This is a genomic window from Laspinema palackyanum D2c, assembly GCF_025370875.1.
In the GTDB taxonomy this organism is placed as follows: Bacteria; Cyanobacteriota; Cyanobacteriia; order Cyanobacteriales; family Laspinemataceae; genus Laspinema; species Laspinema palackyanum.
In genome coordinates this window covers 98,375-113,176 of sequence record NZ_JAMXFD010000014.1, presented here as the reverse complement: position 1 = coordinate 113,176, position 14,802 = coordinate 98,375, and the positions used below count along the sequence as shown (strand labels likewise).

General features: G+C 48.6%; 14 protein-coding genes. 10 read left to right on the top strand and 4 right to left on the bottom strand.

Annotated elements, in window-relative coordinates; translation table 11 throughout:
* Window positions 1–19: 19 nt before the first annotated feature.
* The 3 genes from NG795_RS16985 (at window position 20) to NG795_RS16975 (ending at window position 2,308) form a co-directional block, all read left to right on the top strand.
* The gene (locus tag NG795_RS16985; RefSeq protein WP_367289833.1) at window positions 20–646 is read left to right on the top strand and encodes an NADH-quinone oxidoreductase subunit J; all 627 of its coding nucleotides are present in this window, start codon (window positions 20–22) and stop codon (window positions 644–646) included.
* Window positions 647–756: 110 nt separating this feature from the next.
* Window positions 757–1,062 (top strand): NADH-quinone oxidoreductase subunit NuoK, encoded by a 306-nt coding sequence (gene nuoK, locus NG795_RS16980; RefSeq protein WP_198017903.1) that lies wholly within the window; start codon window positions 757–759, stop codon window positions 1,060–1,062.
* 325 nt (window positions 1,063–1,387) lie between these two features.
* Entirely contained in the window at window positions 1,388–2,308 is a 921-nt protein-coding gene (locus NG795_RS16975; RefSeq protein WP_261204739.1) for an NAD(+) kinase, read from the top strand.
* Between the two features lie 420 nt (window positions 2,309–2,728).
* Here NG795_RS16975 and NG795_RS16970 read toward each other — a convergent pair whose 3' ends face one another.
* Complete coding sequence (locus NG795_RS16970) at window positions 2,729–2,920, bottom strand: hypothetical protein (RefSeq protein WP_367289832.1); 192 nt, start codon at window positions 2,918–2,920, stop codon at window positions 2,729–2,731.
* A 1,202-nt stretch (window positions 2,921–4,122) separates the two neighbouring features.
* Here NG795_RS16970 and NG795_RS16965 point away from each other — a divergent pair.
* Window positions 4,123–4,704: a slr1658 family protein gene (locus NG795_RS16965; RefSeq protein WP_367289831.1), complete on the top strand. Its 582-nt coding sequence runs from the start codon at window positions 4,123–4,125 to the stop codon at window positions 4,702–4,704.
* Window positions 4,705–4,887: 183 nt separating this feature from the next.
* Here the strand turns inward: NG795_RS16965 and NG795_RS16960 are convergent, their stop codons facing one another.
* Together NG795_RS16960 and psb27 are read right to left on the bottom strand one after the other, a co-directional pair.
* A complete protein-coding gene (locus NG795_RS16960) occupies window positions 4,888–6,402 on the bottom strand; it encodes a glycoside hydrolase family protein (RefSeq protein WP_367289830.1) in 1,515 nt (504 codons plus the stop codon).
* Between the two features lie 318 nt (window positions 6,403–6,720).
* Complete coding sequence (gene psb27 / locus NG795_RS16955) at window positions 6,721–7,125, bottom strand: photosystem II protein Psb27 (RefSeq protein ID WP_367289829.1); 405 nt, start codon at window positions 7,123–7,125, stop codon at window positions 6,721–6,723.
* A gap of 641 nt (window positions 7,126–7,766) precedes the next feature.
* Between psb27 and gpmI the strand changes: the two genes are divergently transcribed.
* The 4 genes from gpmI to NG795_RS16935 all read left to right on the top strand — a co-directional run bounded on the left by gpmI (window position 7,767) and on the right by NG795_RS16935 (window position 12,014).
* The gene (gpmI, locus tag NG795_RS16950; RefSeq protein ID WP_367289828.1) at window positions 7,767–9,365 is read left to right on the top strand and encodes a 2,3-bisphosphoglycerate-independent phosphoglycerate mutase; all 1,599 of its coding nucleotides are present in this window, start codon (window positions 7,767–7,769) and stop codon (window positions 9,363–9,365) included.
* A gap of 129 nt (window positions 9,366–9,494) precedes the next feature.
* A complete protein-coding gene (secG, locus tag NG795_RS16945) occupies window positions 9,495–9,728 on the top strand; it encodes a preprotein translocase subunit SecG (protein ID WP_367289827.1) in 234 nt (77 codons plus the stop codon).
* A gap of 327 nt (window positions 9,729–10,055) precedes the next feature.
* Window positions 10,056–11,426 carry an MATE family efflux transporter gene (locus NG795_RS16940; RefSeq protein ID WP_367289826.1) on the top strand — a complete coding sequence of 457 codons (1,371 nt, stop codon included), beginning with the start codon at window positions 10,056–10,058 and terminating at the stop codon, window positions 11,424–11,426.
* A 117-nt stretch (window positions 11,427–11,543) separates the two neighbouring features.
* On the top strand, window positions 11,544–12,014 hold the full coding sequence (locus tag NG795_RS16935; RefSeq protein WP_367289825.1) for a tetratricopeptide repeat protein: 471 nt from the start codon (window positions 11,544–11,546) through the stop codon (window positions 12,012–12,014).
* Window positions 12,015–12,254: 240 nt separating this feature from the next.
* On the opposite strand, the gene NG795_RS16930 is transcribed toward NG795_RS16935, so the two are convergent.
* A complete protein-coding gene (locus NG795_RS16930; protein ID WP_367289824.1) occupies window positions 12,255–12,455 on the bottom strand; it encodes a hypothetical protein in 201 nt (66 codons plus the stop codon).
* Between the two features lie 312 nt (window positions 12,456–12,767).
* Here NG795_RS16930 and NG795_RS16925 point away from each other — a divergent pair, with 312 nt between their 5' ends.
* On the top strand, window positions 12,768–12,914 hold the full coding sequence (locus NG795_RS16925; protein ID WP_367289823.1) for a hypothetical protein: 147 nt from the start codon (window positions 12,768–12,770) through the stop codon (window positions 12,912–12,914).
* Between the two features lie 90 nt (window positions 12,915–13,004).
* The gene (locus NG795_RS16920) at window positions 13,005–14,738 is read left to right on the top strand and encodes a glycoside hydrolase family 10-like protein (protein WP_367289822.1); all 1,734 of its coding nucleotides are present in this window, start codon (window positions 13,005–13,007) and stop codon (window positions 14,736–14,738) included.
* Window positions 14,739–14,802 lie beyond the last annotated feature (64 nt).

Here is a 14,802-nt window from a genome sequence, read left to right as displayed (position 1 = left end):
AGAACAAAGGACAAATACAGTGAATTTAGCGGAAGGCGTTCAGATAGTTTCGTTTGGCCTGCTGGCCGTGATGATGATAGGAGCAGCCTTGGGTGTCGTCCTCCTGTCTCAGGTCGTTTATTCGGCCTTTCTATTAGGCGGTGTGTTTATCAGCATGGCCGGTTTGTATCTGTTGCTCAATGCTGATTTTGTAGCAGCGGCCCAGATTTTGATTTATGTCGGTGCCGTTAATGTGCTGATTTTGTTTGCCATCATGCTGGTCAACAAACAGGAGGATTTTACAAACCTTCCCAATTACTGGATCCGGCGGGGAGCAACAGCCCTCGTCGCTTTGGGATTATTCGCGTTGTTAAGCACGATGGTCCTCTCAACTCCTTGGGCCGTGACACCGACTGCGGCAACGGCAGAAAATACCGTTGTGCAGATTGGAGAACATTTATTCAGCGATTTTTTACTGCCGTTTGAATTAGCTTCTGTACTGTTGTTGATGGCAATGGTCGGCGCAATTATTTTGGCCCGTCGGGAGTTGATTCCGCCAGAGCGAAAAGCTCAAATCGATTCAGCGGAACTGGATTTGAAACTGCCGGAACGTCCCCGCACACCTGTCCCGGCTCTCCGGGGAAATCGGGTGGAAACCCAAGAATGAACGGGGTAAAAGGACATCCAAGGTTTTGAACTTTTACCGTTTTAAGGGGTGAATTTCATCGCCCCTTAATCATTCAAACGCTAGTAAGATACTGATGAGGATTAATGGAACTGCAACTCGAATACTTTTTAGTTTTGGCAGCCGCCTTGTTCTGCATTGGCATTTATGGCTTGATTACCAGTCGCAACGCTGTCCGGGTGTTGATGTCGATTGAGCTCTTGTTAAATGCCGTGAATTTGAATTTAATCGCCTTTTCTAATTTCCTGGACTCCGCTACAATTAAGGGTCAGGTTTTTGGGGTGTTTGTGATTACTGTGGCGGCGGCGGAAGCGGCAGTGGGTTTGGCGATCGTCCTGGCGATCTATCGGAACCGGGATACGGTGGATATGGAACAGTTCAATCTCCTGAAATGGTAAGAAGAGTCTGCTTCGCGAGGCTATGACTCTATTAAACCGGGTTTTTTAAAAGAGACCCGGTTTCTAATTTTTGGGTGAGGCTGTTTGGGACTGCCATTCAGTTTCGGTGGAATGGTGCAATCAGCATCCTCAAGGAGGATATTTTGAGGAGATTTAGAGGTGAGGGGTTCCGACAACCAGAGTCAGGAAGAGATCACCTGAATGGAGGATAAATCGATCGCTCCAGGGTGATAAACCGTAGGAATTCGTACAATAGCTCATGGGCTGACTGGATAAACTAATGAATGCCCAGAAAAAAATAAAACGGTTAGGGGGTTAGTCTCAAGTGCAGCTAAAAAATGCAATTATTGCTCATAAAGCCGGAGATGACCTATCTCGACGGTGGGCCGATCGATGCGCTCGGGAGTTGGAAAATCGCGGGTGTCATGTTTTAGTAGGACCCAGTGGGTCTAAGGATAATCCCTATCCCGTTTTTTTGGCTTCCTCGACCAGTCCAATTGATTTGGCTGTGGTGTTTGGGGGGGATGGGACGGCCCTAGCAGCGGCTCGACAACTGGCTCCGGAGGGAATTCCGATGTTGGCGGTTAATGTGGGCGGGCATCTGGGGTTTATTACGGAACACTTTGAGGAGTTTAAAGATACGGAACGAGTTTGGGATCGCTTGTTAGAAGACCGCTATGCGATTCAACGCCGAATGATGCTCCAAGGACGGGTTTATGAGGGTCATCATACGAATATGAAACCGGCGAGCGATCGCTTTTTGGCCTTAAATGAAATGTGTGTTAAACCGGCAGCAGCAGACCGGATGATCACCTCGATTCTGGAAATGGAAATTGATGGGGAGGTGGTGGATCAGTATCAGGGAGATGGTCTGATTGTGGCAACCCCTACGGGTTCAACCTGTTATACGGTTTCGGCAAATGGCCCGATTATGCATGATGGGATGGAGGCGATCGCCGTGACTCCCATTTGTCCCCTGAGTTTGTCCAGTCGTCCGATTGTGTTGCCCCCAGGAGCCGTGGTCAGTATTTGGCCTTTAGCAGACCCGGATTTGAGTACAAAATTGTGGATGGATGGGGTAATGGCTACTTCAATTTGGCCGGGACATCGGGTGGATGTCCGAATGGCAGATTGTCGGGCAAAGTTTATTATTTTACAGGAAAATTATTCCTATTATCAGACCTTACGGGAAAAGTTACAATGGGCAGGGGCGAGAATTAAATATAATAATAATCACCGCCATTAAAGGATTAAAGGATGCAAAAACCTAGGCGATCGCCTCAATAACCCTGGGAATGTAGGGGTTTTTCAAGAGGCGATCGCCTAGGTTTTTGAATAATCCAGATTCAGTTTTTCCAAAAGTTTGGACCGCCGGGAACTCTCAACCCAGAATCCTCAAAATGACTCGGGTTTATTACTCCGACGGGTTCTACAGCTTTCCAGCAGAATTTAGGGCCGAACTTGCAACGTTAAGGATGAAGCATCACCCCAAATTTCCATTCCCTCTAAGTGGGAGTCACTGTACCCAATTTATTGATCGTGCTTTTGACGTGCTTTGGCCGATGTAGAGGAGACTCCCCACTGGGGCGATCGCATTCGGTGATGGTCCTTTTTGGCTCACAACCCGGAAACCCTTGTTAAATCTAGCACTGAGCATTGGAACCCCCTAATTTTTCCGCGCCGAAGCGATCGCCTCGGACAACGGTGAGCAGACGAGTTCCGGGTGGCATCCGCTGGGGTCACTACAGACTGGAGGCACCTCATAATCACATAAAATTAAGGGTTGAGATTTAATTTGTACCGCCGCTATGAGGGTTGCAGATAAACCCATGATGCTAATCCAAAACAGCCGTTTCATAAACAGTTCACTCCATCGCAGATGACTCCCTGTTTATTCGGCTGCTGTAGATCCATTTCCGAAGGAAGCGATCGCCTTGATTTCAACAATCTACTCAGACTGTCCTCACCCTGGATCCAAACCGGGCTGTGCCAAAAAAACTGAATTTTGTATTTTAAGCTACAGCACCTCTTGGCAAGGTTAATTATATTCAACTTTTAAGATACTTAATAGAATTAGATAGGCCAGTAGGTCTTTTTAGTAAAGGGATATAAAACGCAATCCCGCCAGACTTGTGCTGGCGGGATTGTTGTTTTTGGCTGGGGAGGGTTAAATTCAGGAACCCAGTTTTTCCAAAAGTCCTGGATTCAGAGATGCTTTGTTCTGGACTCTAACAGAATTTTGGCGCATTTTCTGTAAAAAAGGAACCCCTGCATGGAGAAAGTGAGTGAGGCGTAGCAAAATATCCTTAACCCTATTCTTTCCGGGGTGAAACACGAGCGATCGCTTATTTTCTAGCACCCACTCCGAGTCTGTTAGATCCGAAGGACTCCGAGGTACTCTCTATAAAAGAAATATCGATAGCTAAGAGATCGTTACAGATGAAAGAGATTTCCCAGGCTCACCCCTCATCAGCACAACCCGCACCTCTTGAAATCAAGCATAGATTAGCCTCTTTAGTGAGTCTTAATCCTGCTGACAAGACCATTAATCCGTAGGAGCATCTTGCCTCCTATTGCTCATCGGTTGCCAGATCCTCCCCCGGATCAAAAGAGGGTCCAATTCCGTCAAGACTCGCTCTATCATAGCGGGTAGGCGCAACCCCGAATCTTCAGACAAGTGTTATAACAAAGGGTAGATTAATTTTTCCAATTGGGGAACTTTTCAAAGATAAATTGTATCAATGATTAGCTGCTAACTGGGAATCCTGTCAAAGGGAAAGGATGCAGATCCCATCAGGAGGTCGTTACAGGTAGATAATAGAATGTAGGGCATCAATAGATTCTATTATCGGAAGGGGAATCCGCCGGAACAGCAGGACCAAGGGAGATTTAAGTCTCAGGGGTCCGATCACAATGGAACCCACCCCTACACTTTGAGGGCAGCAGATGAATAATCGGCTCCCTGACCAGGGTAATTTAGAGTTTAGAGTTGTCGAGTAGCAATGGGTATGTTTTTTTCTATATTGTCCCATCCCCTCAATGAACACAGACCCCCATACTATGATTGAGATATTCGGAGATTTCATTCCAAATCCGCCTCTGGGCACCGAGTATTTAATTCTGGGATTCTCCCCCAGTTCGGCTTCTATTAAAAAGCGATGGCGAAATAATGGCTTATCAGCGGACTTTGTAGCTAATTACTTATCTACATTTTTTGGAGAAAATGGAAACCCGGAGAATCCCTGTCATAAAAAAGCAGAAAGCGCTGAGAGCGTGAACTATATCGCCAATGAATTGTTAGAAAACGCTATGAAATTTAGTGATTCTACATTGCCCCATCCCACCACCCTTCAAATTCATTTATATGAAGATTCGATTATCCTAATGACCAAGAATGGTATAAATGGACAACAGGCGGCTGATTTGCGGGCCTTCATTGAACGATTAAGTGTCGGCGACCCTGAACAGTTGTATCTGGAACAGTTGGAAAAGAATGCAGAGGCTGACGACCGGAGCAATTCAAGCTTGGGTTATTTAACGATTCTCAATGATTATCAAGGAAAAATCGGGTGGCAATTGGAGAGATTTACGGATGAATCTCAAGGCACCTCTTTGACCACGATGGTGAAATTATTTTTATAGATATAAATTATTAGGTAATAGGCTCGTAGTTTCCTTTGGGGAGAGGGGAGGAAGGTGAAGTGGAGTCATGGGAGCGGCTTGATTTTATTTGATGCACTTAAAACATAAAAACCCGGAGCTAAACAACCGGGTTTTTATGTTTTGAGGGAGTCAGGCGGGGATTGCCAAGAAGTTCGTTACAACTTAATTGAGTTGACAGAACTTGCGATCGCGGTCCGATTCTGGTTCTTGCCAAGAATAGGCAAAGTGACTGACGGAGTTAATCCGGGAAGAATAGCGCCGTAAGGCATACATTTGGTCTTCTAAAGGCGGGCGATTGGTGACGGAAACGCCCCAATCGCCCGCTAAAGCTGGGATGACCTGAGTGCCTTCAGGAGCCATGCTTAAAACCCGCTCAACTTCTTCCATAATACAATCAGGTTTTTGGCAATTGGCATAAGACATTGGATGCCATTCCATCTCTGGCAAAAAGCGATCCCAAGCTTGTAACCTCGAATCAAATCCCCCTTGACCAACAGGACGGTTACCCCCGGGGAAAAATACCGCACCGGAAGGGATCCCTTGAGGTCGAACTTGGTCTACTGCCAGGTGCACAAAATCAATAATTCCTTGCACAGCATGAGCGACACTAAGATACCAGAGTTGCCATTGCAGGAGGGGCAGACGTTCCCCAGGGGTTCCCATTGTTTTAGCGCCAGGGGGGACATTCCGCCCTTGCCACATGGGTTCTGCCTCATTGGGATAGAGTGCATCGACCGCAGCAATATCGTTCGCTGTAATTGAGCCTTGGGTAACGTAGCGCCGGATTAATTCCTGACCTTTCTGGTTAAGACCCCGTTGCACGAGGGTTTGCTGGGATGCTTCACTGTAGATCCAGAGGTCCGAGGGCTTGGTGACGACGGAAGCAGGGCCGACGCCGCGTAGATAGCGGACATAATCAAATAACATCCCGTCCGGTTTGCGCTTGAGGATTTCCCGGATTACCCCCGCATAGTCTTGACGCGCTTGAGGACTGTAGGGGTCGATAAAAGCGTGATTGGCAAAGCTTTGACCAGCCTGTTCATGCAAACTGGGGTCCTGCATGGCGGTGAGGGTGGTCTGCCCTTGCCCATTTCGGGCGAGGGCCCCTTGGCGGTCCGGCAGTTGGGCGTAGCTATAGCCAAAATTTATGGTGAATAACCAGGCATAGACCTTGAGCCCGCGTTCTTGGCCTTTTTGGATGCCTTGGGCTAGGAGATCGGCATTTTCATAGCCAGGGACCCGGACGACGGAAGGCCAAACGGTGTTATTTTCGGCCTGGGGTAGAAGGGCTTGGCCGTCATAAAAGGCTTCGAGATAGACTTGGTTGTAGCCCTTGTTAACGATTCTATCCATGAGAGCATCTAAGGCTCCGGGTTGAAGATCGCAGGGATACAGTCGTAACCAGAGGGCTTGATTTTGGGGCCAAGTTTGGTTGCGACAGTCCTGTAAGCGTTCGGCTTCTTTGACGAGAAAGGCTTGATAGCGATCGCGAGCAGCCTGATCACCTTCTAGGGTGGCTTGGCGCAGTTGTTCTTTTTCGGCAATATCTGCTGGAGAAGCCAGACAAGACCCTTGAACTTGGGAGTGGGCCGCTTGGCTCCAGAATGTGGGACTCACGATCGCGGTGAGAAGCGCTGCCAGGAAACCGCGATAAAAATGCTGCCAGTCAAGCGTCATCGCTGTTTTAGGTTTAAAAATTTTTTTGAGACGATTAGACATCAGGTACCCGTACAGAATCCACGCAGAAGTTTCTCAGCACTGTTCAGTTCTATCTGAGTTTTTCAGCATGATTGCCAGCCTTTGATTAGATTGGAGTTGGCAACGACCTCTAAGCGCCAAGCCTTCCATATCATACATTTACCCCTCAACAGGGGGGACTAATAGATTGACTCATTGTTTTGGGCGAGGGCAATGTTGCGATCGCCCAAAAAAGACCCGCACAAGAGGATCTCACTCTAAACTGAGCAATCTTTACCCGGATGGGAAATTACTGGGTTAAGTTCCTCGACTTAGAGCTGATTCTACCTGTTTAAACTCCTGTTCAAGACGGTCTTTCAACTTTTTGGGGACCGGACGGTTGGGATAGGAATTATAATGTCCAGCTAACCCATTCAATGCGGTTTGCATGGTGGTAAATGAGGCCAGCTTCGCCACGGACTCGTCCCGACGATAGCGGGCAAAAAATTCGTTGATTCTTAGACGAGCATCGGCTTGGGCCGAGGATTTCTCTGGGGAATCTTCCGGCAGTTCGATCGCCGTTCTCATACTATTAACCAAGGACAGGGTATCTTGGCGATAATCGCCGGTGAGCAGTCCATTACCTGAACAGCCCACCAAGGCGATCGTCATCACCAAAACTAGGGCCAGGAGGCGGGACCAATATTGTTTTAGGGAGATCATACAAACCAATCGTGCTATCAAAATTAACGTCTATCGTATCTTGAATCGTATCTTGAATTGAGGAGTGGCGATCCCATCTAGGATTAGAATTTTTTGGGGCATTCATCAACTCAACCCCGGTCATAAGGATCCACCTTGGGTGCGATCGCCAGCCAGAACAATCCCCTCAATTCTTCTGGCTTCATCCTTCCCACCCGTAAGCGTTTGAGAAAGTTGTCCTCGATTGTAACAGATTGTTAAGAACAGTCCTCACTGGACTCCCGATGACCGGGGAACGAAAATGGGGAGCAGATGGCCAAGACAATGCCCTGAACACCCGGTCAAACGTTGCCTGACAGATTAAGCGTTACAATAGAACCATTAACTGAACGTGGCTCGCCCAAATCCACCAGACATTGCCAGAGTTCCAATCAAAGGGTGATCTGCGATGGCAGAATTTTTAGTACCCTGGGTTACAGGGGAATAGAAAATACCTGTAGAGTCGAAGCGACAAGGATGCCGGTAACGGAATCGAGTCCACAGGCTATGAAGCAGGAACTCCGGCTCAGAAATCCGGAGAATCTCCATCTCCATTGCATAGCAGTGGGAAGGAGAGCAGTCAAATGATTAAACAGAAATAACGAATCAAAGGGTCAATGAATATGGCACAAGAGCCTGTTTCTCCAGTGGTGCTAGTCATTTTAGATGGTTGGGGAGTCAGCGAATTAACCACAGGAAATGCTATTGCTGCTGCCAAAACACCCGTGATGGACAGCCTTCAATCTGCCTATCCGAATACAACCATTCGCACATCCGGGAAAGCAGTGGGGCTGCCGGAAGGTCAAATGGGCAATTCTGAAGTCGGTCACATGAATATCGGTGCCGGTCGAATTGTCAAACAAGAACTCCTGCGGATCACCGATGCAGTAGAAGATGGCTCCATCTTAAGTAACCCGGCACTGGTTAAAGTTTGCCAAGAAATTAAAGCAAGAGGTGGAAAACTCCATCTCATGGGGCTTTGCTCCGAGGGAGGGGTCCACTCCCACCAAAATCATTTAATTGGACTACTCAGCCTCGCCAAAGCCCAAGGTCTGACGAATGTTTGTATTCACGCTATCACCGATGGCCGGGATACCTCTCCCAGAGACGGAGCAGAAGCCCTGAGAAAAATAGAAGCAGCCGCCCAGGAAATTGGCGTGGGTCGCATCGTTACTCTCAGCGGTCGGTATTATGCAATGGATCGCGATAACCGCTGGAATCGGGTAGAAATGGCCTATAAAGTCATGACCACCGATGGACCCGGTGACGGTCGTTCGGTCATCGAACATTTACAAGAATCTTACCTCCAGGACCTAAGCGATGAATTTGTCCTGCCGGTTCGGATTGCACCGGGAGCCGTAGAATCGGGAGATGGGGTGATCTTTTTTAACTTCCGGCCCGATCGCTCCAGACAACTCACCAGCGCCTTTGTAGACCCCAATTTTCGAGGATTTGAGCGGGAGAAAATTGAACCGCTCTCCTTTGCCACCTTTACTCAGTACGATTCAGAACTCCCCGTTTTGGTGGCCTTTGAACCCCAAAACCTCAGCAATATTTTCGGAGAAGTCGTCTCCAATCACGGGTTGCGGCAGTTGAGAGCGGCAGAAACCGAAAAGTATGCTCATGTCACCTATTTCTTTAACGGGGGGTTAGAGGAACCCTTCGAGGGGGAGGACCGGGAATTAGTGCAGTCCCCGATGGTGGCAACCTATGACAAAGCGCCGGAAATGTCTGCCGAAGCGGTCACCGATGTGGTGGTTGCCGCTGTCAAAAAACGGATTTACTCCCTGGTGGTGGTTAACTACGCTAATCCGGATATGGTCGGTCATACGGGCAATATTGACGCCACCATTACCGCGATCCAAACCGTAGACCGCTGTTTGGGGCGCTTGCTGGATGCGATCGGTCGAGCCGGAGGCACCACCTTAATCATCGCCGATCACGGCAATGCCGAATATATGATCGATGAACAAGGTAACCCCTGGACTGCTCATACCACCAATCCAGTTCCCTTAATCCTCGTAGAAGGAGAAGGTCGGAAAATTCCCGGACATGGGACTGAAGTCAAACTGCGGACTGATGCCTGTTTAGCCGATATCGCTCCCACGCTCCTAGAAATTTTACAACTGCCTCAACCGGAGGAAATGACCGGACGTTCTGCCATTGAGTCTCCCGTCTTCAACCTTCAGTCCTCTCGTGAACCCCTGCGAATTCCGGTCTAGGAAGCGCCGGGTTATCCACTGCGGTTTGTTCAAAGTCATTTTTTAATTAAATTGACAAATGACCTAGAACAAATCAGAGTAAATAAACAAGCCTTCAATTTCAACGATTTACCCAGGTATCGCTGTCCCATGAATATCTCAACCCTCGTCCAACTCATTTGGCTATTTTCCGCCATCAGTTTAATTATTTTAGTCCTACTCCATAGCCCGAAAGGAGATGGAATTGGTGGGATTGGAGGACAAGCTCAACTGTTTACCAGTGCTAAAAGTGCAGAAACCACTCTCAATCGCATTACTTGGGCATTGACGATTATTTTTATGGGCCTAACGGTCATTTTAAGTGCCGGATGGCTTCCTCGTTAAAACCCGATCGCCCCTTGCACAATTCACTCCAATTTAACCCGGTTTCCCCTCAGAAGCCGGGTAATTTTTCACGGATTTTCCACCGTTCCCAGCACTCTAGTCCGGTGAGGTCGTCTGTAGTCGTTATCGTTCTCTTAAGTTAGTAGTAACGACTTCAGTCGTTCTCTTAAGTTCGTAGTAACGACTTCAGTCGTTCTTAATTGTTCGTAGTAACGACTTCAGTCGTTCTCTTAAGTTCGTAGTAACGACTTGCTGTTGTTATCCCCCACCCCAACATTCCTACCTCATAACAACATCTTTTACTTGTTGTTCCTCCTCATCCCATCCATGAAATTCTTCAAACCGAGTCTAACCAATGCTCAGACCCTAACAGAATCGATCGCCATTGGACGTGCCGTTCTCCAATTAGCCACCCCAGCGATCGCTCAACTGCTGCTACAAGCCTTAGTTTTCCTCGCCGATCGCGCCATGTTGGGTCACTACAGCAGCACCGCCTTAGCCTCCATGCGAATTAGTGGTCCCCTGCATTGGTGTCTCTATAGCACCCTTTCCGCCTTTTCCGTCGGCACGATCGCCCTCGTCGGACGCGCCGTAGGTGCCCAAGACAAATCCCTCAGTAACGCCACCCTGCGCGCCAGTCTGCTGCTGGCATTAGGGACCGGACTGGCGATCGCCCTCGGTAGCACCCTCGGTTTAAATCCCCTCCTGGCGCATCTTCCCTTCGGAACCCCACAAGTGCAACAATCTGCCCAAGATTACCTCCAGATTATCTTCCTGGGAATGCCGCTGCAATTGCTCTCCATTGTTGCTGCTGCCGCATTGCAAGCATCAGGCAATACTAAAATTCCCTTTCTTGTGGGACTGGTTGCCAATGGGGTCAATATTTTCCTCAACTACTGCCTGATTTTCGGCAATTGGGGGGCACCTCAGTTGGGAATAGCCGGTGCAGCGATCGCCAGTGTGACGGCAATGGCAATTAACACCCTGATTTTAGGGATAATTTTGTATCGGGGAACTCAGCGCTTAACCTTACGCGATCGCGGGGGGGAACTTAAAGCCTTGCGGCGATTATTCCGCGTCTCAGTCCCTACTTTCAACGAACGCCTGTTTCGGAGTTTAGGGTATTTGGGGTTTAGTGCAGCGATCGCCACCTTGGGAACCGAGGCAATGGCAGCTTATGAGATTACCTTGGGAATTGAGGAAATCTGCTACTACATTGCCGAAGGATTTGGCATTGCCACAGCGGCGATCGTTGCCCAACAATTAGGGGCAAATCGAGGGGATCAAGCCACCACCAGCAGCATTATTGCCACCGGATTAGCCGTGTGCTGTTTGAGTCTGGGTAGCCTGTTATTTTTGGGAATTCCCGAGGTATTGTTGGGAATTTTTTCCAAAGATAGGGAGATTATTGCGGCTGCTGTGCCTTGTTTATATATAGCGGCAGTGGCGCAACCGTTTATGGCGATGAGTATGGCGATCGAACAAGCACTCCGAGGTGCTGGAAATACGAAAACCGCTTTTTATGTCTCAGCGATCGGTTGGCTTGGGGTGCGGTTGGTGGCGACTTATCTCTTTGCATTTGTGTTGAATTGGGGATTAGTTGGGGTGTGGATCGGTTCTACCTGTGATTGGATGATCCGGGCGCTGATCCTGGCGACGGTGTTTTGGCGCGGCAACTGGCGTGAGGTGACAGTGTAGGGGAAGCATCCTGGCGATCGCCCCCATCGATTTCTGGCCTCCTAGACGGTAACCCGAGGCGGCATAATAGAAATGAGCCTCTGCTAGTCCACCTTCAGTGCTTTGAGCGCAGCTTTTATGGATAGATCCTCAATAGAACCGTTACTGGAAGACCTGAAAAACCCAACGGAGAGAGTCCGCGAGCGCGCCACTCAAGAGCTTTGGCGAATCTGGTTCCACCAAAAAGGCGTCTATGGGTTGGACTTTCTCCAGCGAGCTCAAGTGCTGCTCGATCGCGGCAGTTTGAAAGAGGCAGAGGGGGTGCTAACGGAACTGATTGAAGATCAGCCGGATTTTGCCGAAGCTTGGAATCGACGGGCGGTTTTGTATTACAGTATGGGCGATTATTACAAAGCTATAGAGGATTGCCGCGTGGCGATCGAACTCAATCCGGTTCATTTTGGAGCGCTACATGGACTGGGATTATGTTATGCCACCCTAGGAAAGTACCGAGAAGCAATTCAGGCATTCCAACAAGCCCTCGCTATTCAGCCTTTTGCCCTGATTAATCAACGCTTAATCCTGGAATGCACGGCCCGATTGAGCTAGGGTCATGGGTCATGGATCATTGGTCCTTTGTCGCTTGAACCCTGAACTCTAAAAAAAAACTACACGAAAATCGTGTAGTTTGAACCCAAATATCTCACTAAATTGTTAATTTAAGAAGGAATTTAAAGTTGAATTGATGAGTGAATTTAATGTTTGAATCGAGAGATAAGACGGTCAGAGTTTAAATTTTGAGTTGTTTTTAGAAAGTATCAGGGGAGCAAAGGTTGAGGGTTCGGTTGATTACTCGGTGACTTTAATCCATCCCCGGCGCACGGCGTGCTGCAGACGGTCGATCGCCGCATAGTCTTCAGAATTGAGGGTATGTTCTACAAGGGCAGCCATCAAACCTTCCCGTTGATTGACCGTTAGGGAACCGGCATTCCAGGCTTGACCGAAGACTTCAGCAATCAGGGAGGTGGAGTAAAGGGTAGGTACTTGCATGGCGAGGTGTGGTTGAACTCTACCCTTTTAATATCGCCTGAAACTCAAGCTTTTACAGCGATCGCAAGGGTGGGTAGCTCGTGATAATCGTCAAAGTGGGCGGTGATTTAAAGCCCAGGGCAACAGGGGATCGGATCAGATGTCGGTTGTGATCTGCATCACCGGAAACCGAGAAGCCGCCCCCGAATGAGAGCCCGTTATCATCCCCCAGAGGCCAAACAGCGGGAAACGCTTTAAATTCTCAAGGGAGTCAATTCTAGGAAAAGATCGGGATAGACTGACTGTTCTGGCGTATTGCTAATCCAGACGAGAATGCCACCGAACCTAGAGAATCGCGATCGCCAGGGAGAATCACTGGATTTTTTCTGGCGATCGCAATCCCGACAGGGGAACGGTAAGCAACACCTGGAACTGCTGCCCAGTGGGTTCGGTCAGCGTCTCGAATCTCTCAGAATTTAGAGTAGATCCCGGGATGATAGAATTCCCAATCTACGCTAACGTTATTAAGATTGTTGATGCAACGCGGGGTATCCAGCGGGATAGATAAAGATGAAATTGATGCGCTTAGTATTCCGAATTTTCCAGCCCAGACAACCAATGCGCCGAAGCGGTGCGACAGGCAATCTATCAACAGACCTGTGGTCCCTATATCGGCGCATCGTGCGGACTTTTTTCACGGGAAATCCACTCAAAATCCAGTTTGCAGTCTGGGGTTGTTTACTCTTGTTATTGCTCAACATTCCACCGGGGACCGCACAGTATCCCCGCCCGGTGATGCCCCCTGCGGTTGCACCCCCCACTGCAGTCCCTGCACCCATCAACAACCCTGGAGTTGAGCGGAACTCCCCTGAAATGACCCAACTGCAATTTCCACTGCAAGGGGATGATCGCGTTCAAAAACTCGTCAGCGTCGGCCATCAGCATGAGTTTCGAGGGGTCTGGGTGGCATCGGTAGCGAACATTGACTGGCCCTCCGCCAGTAATCTGTCCGTAGACCAACAAAAAGCGGAACTGGTGCAAATCCTGGACCAGATGCAATCTTTAAATTTGAATGCTCTGGTCCTCCAAATTCGCCCCAATGGAGACGCCTTTTATGCGTCGCAAATTGAACCTTGGAGTGGATGGCTGACGGGAACTCAGGGACAAGCGCCCCAACCTTTTTATGACCCCTTGGAGTTTGCGATCGCTGAAAGTCACAAGCGCAATATCGAGCTTCATGCCTGGTTTAACCCTTACCGCGCTAAAATGCCCGGAGAAAAATATGGCCTGAGTTCCAACCACATGGCTTCCATGTTTCCCCAATATGCCTACCAATATGGGGATTTACTGTGGATGGACCCCGGGGCTAAAGAAGTCCAAGACCGGGCTTATAACGTGATTATGGATGTAGTCCGTCGCTATGATGTCGATGGCATTCATATTGATGACTATTTCTACCCCTATCCACAAGAAGGGGTGCGCTTCCCCGATAACGCCACTTATGCCGCCTATCAAAGCAGTGGCGGAACGCTTTCTCTAGCCGATTGGCGTAGAAAAAACGTCAATGATGCGATCGAACGGATTTGGAATGGGATTAAAACCGAAAAACCCTACGTTAAATTTGGGATTAGCCCCTTTGGTATTTATCGTCCTGGAAAAGTTCAGGGAATTGTTGGGTTTGACCAATTTGATGGACTCTATGCCGACGTTAAAAAATGGCTAGATGAAGGGTGGCTCGATTATCTGGCTCCTCAACTCTATTGGCGGATTGACCCCCCCCAACAAAGCTATCCGGTGTTATTAAACTGGTGGAGTGAAAATAATCCCCTGCGTCGTCATATTTATGCCGGAAACTATCTGAGCAAACTCGATGGCAGTGGTTGGCCGATTTCTGAGTTTGAAAGACAGGTAGAAATTTCTCGCCAAGAAGTGGATAAACTGTCCTTGGGCAATATTTTCTTTAGCATGAAAGTGTTTAAGGAAAATTGGTTAGGAATTAACGAGCGTTTCAGAGCAGCAGTTTATCCAACCCAAGCACTGCCTCCGACGATGCCTTGGTTAGATGCAGTTCCACCGGCAGTCCCAACAGGTGTGCGTGCCAGTGATAATGCGATCGCCTGGAATTCGGGTAATAATGACGTTCGCTACTGGACGGTTTATCGTCGCAACGGCAATCAATGGCAACTGGTCAAAGTGCTGAATTCCGGAACCAATTCCATCACCGGATTGCAACCCGGAAGCTATGCCGTTTGTAGCGTAGACCGCATGGCGAATGAAAGCCCTGGAGTGGTCGTTTCTTTGTAACTTACAATTAGCATAAAAAAAGCCCCACCCCTTAAACGGTGGGGCTTTTTCATTGTTCTTAGTA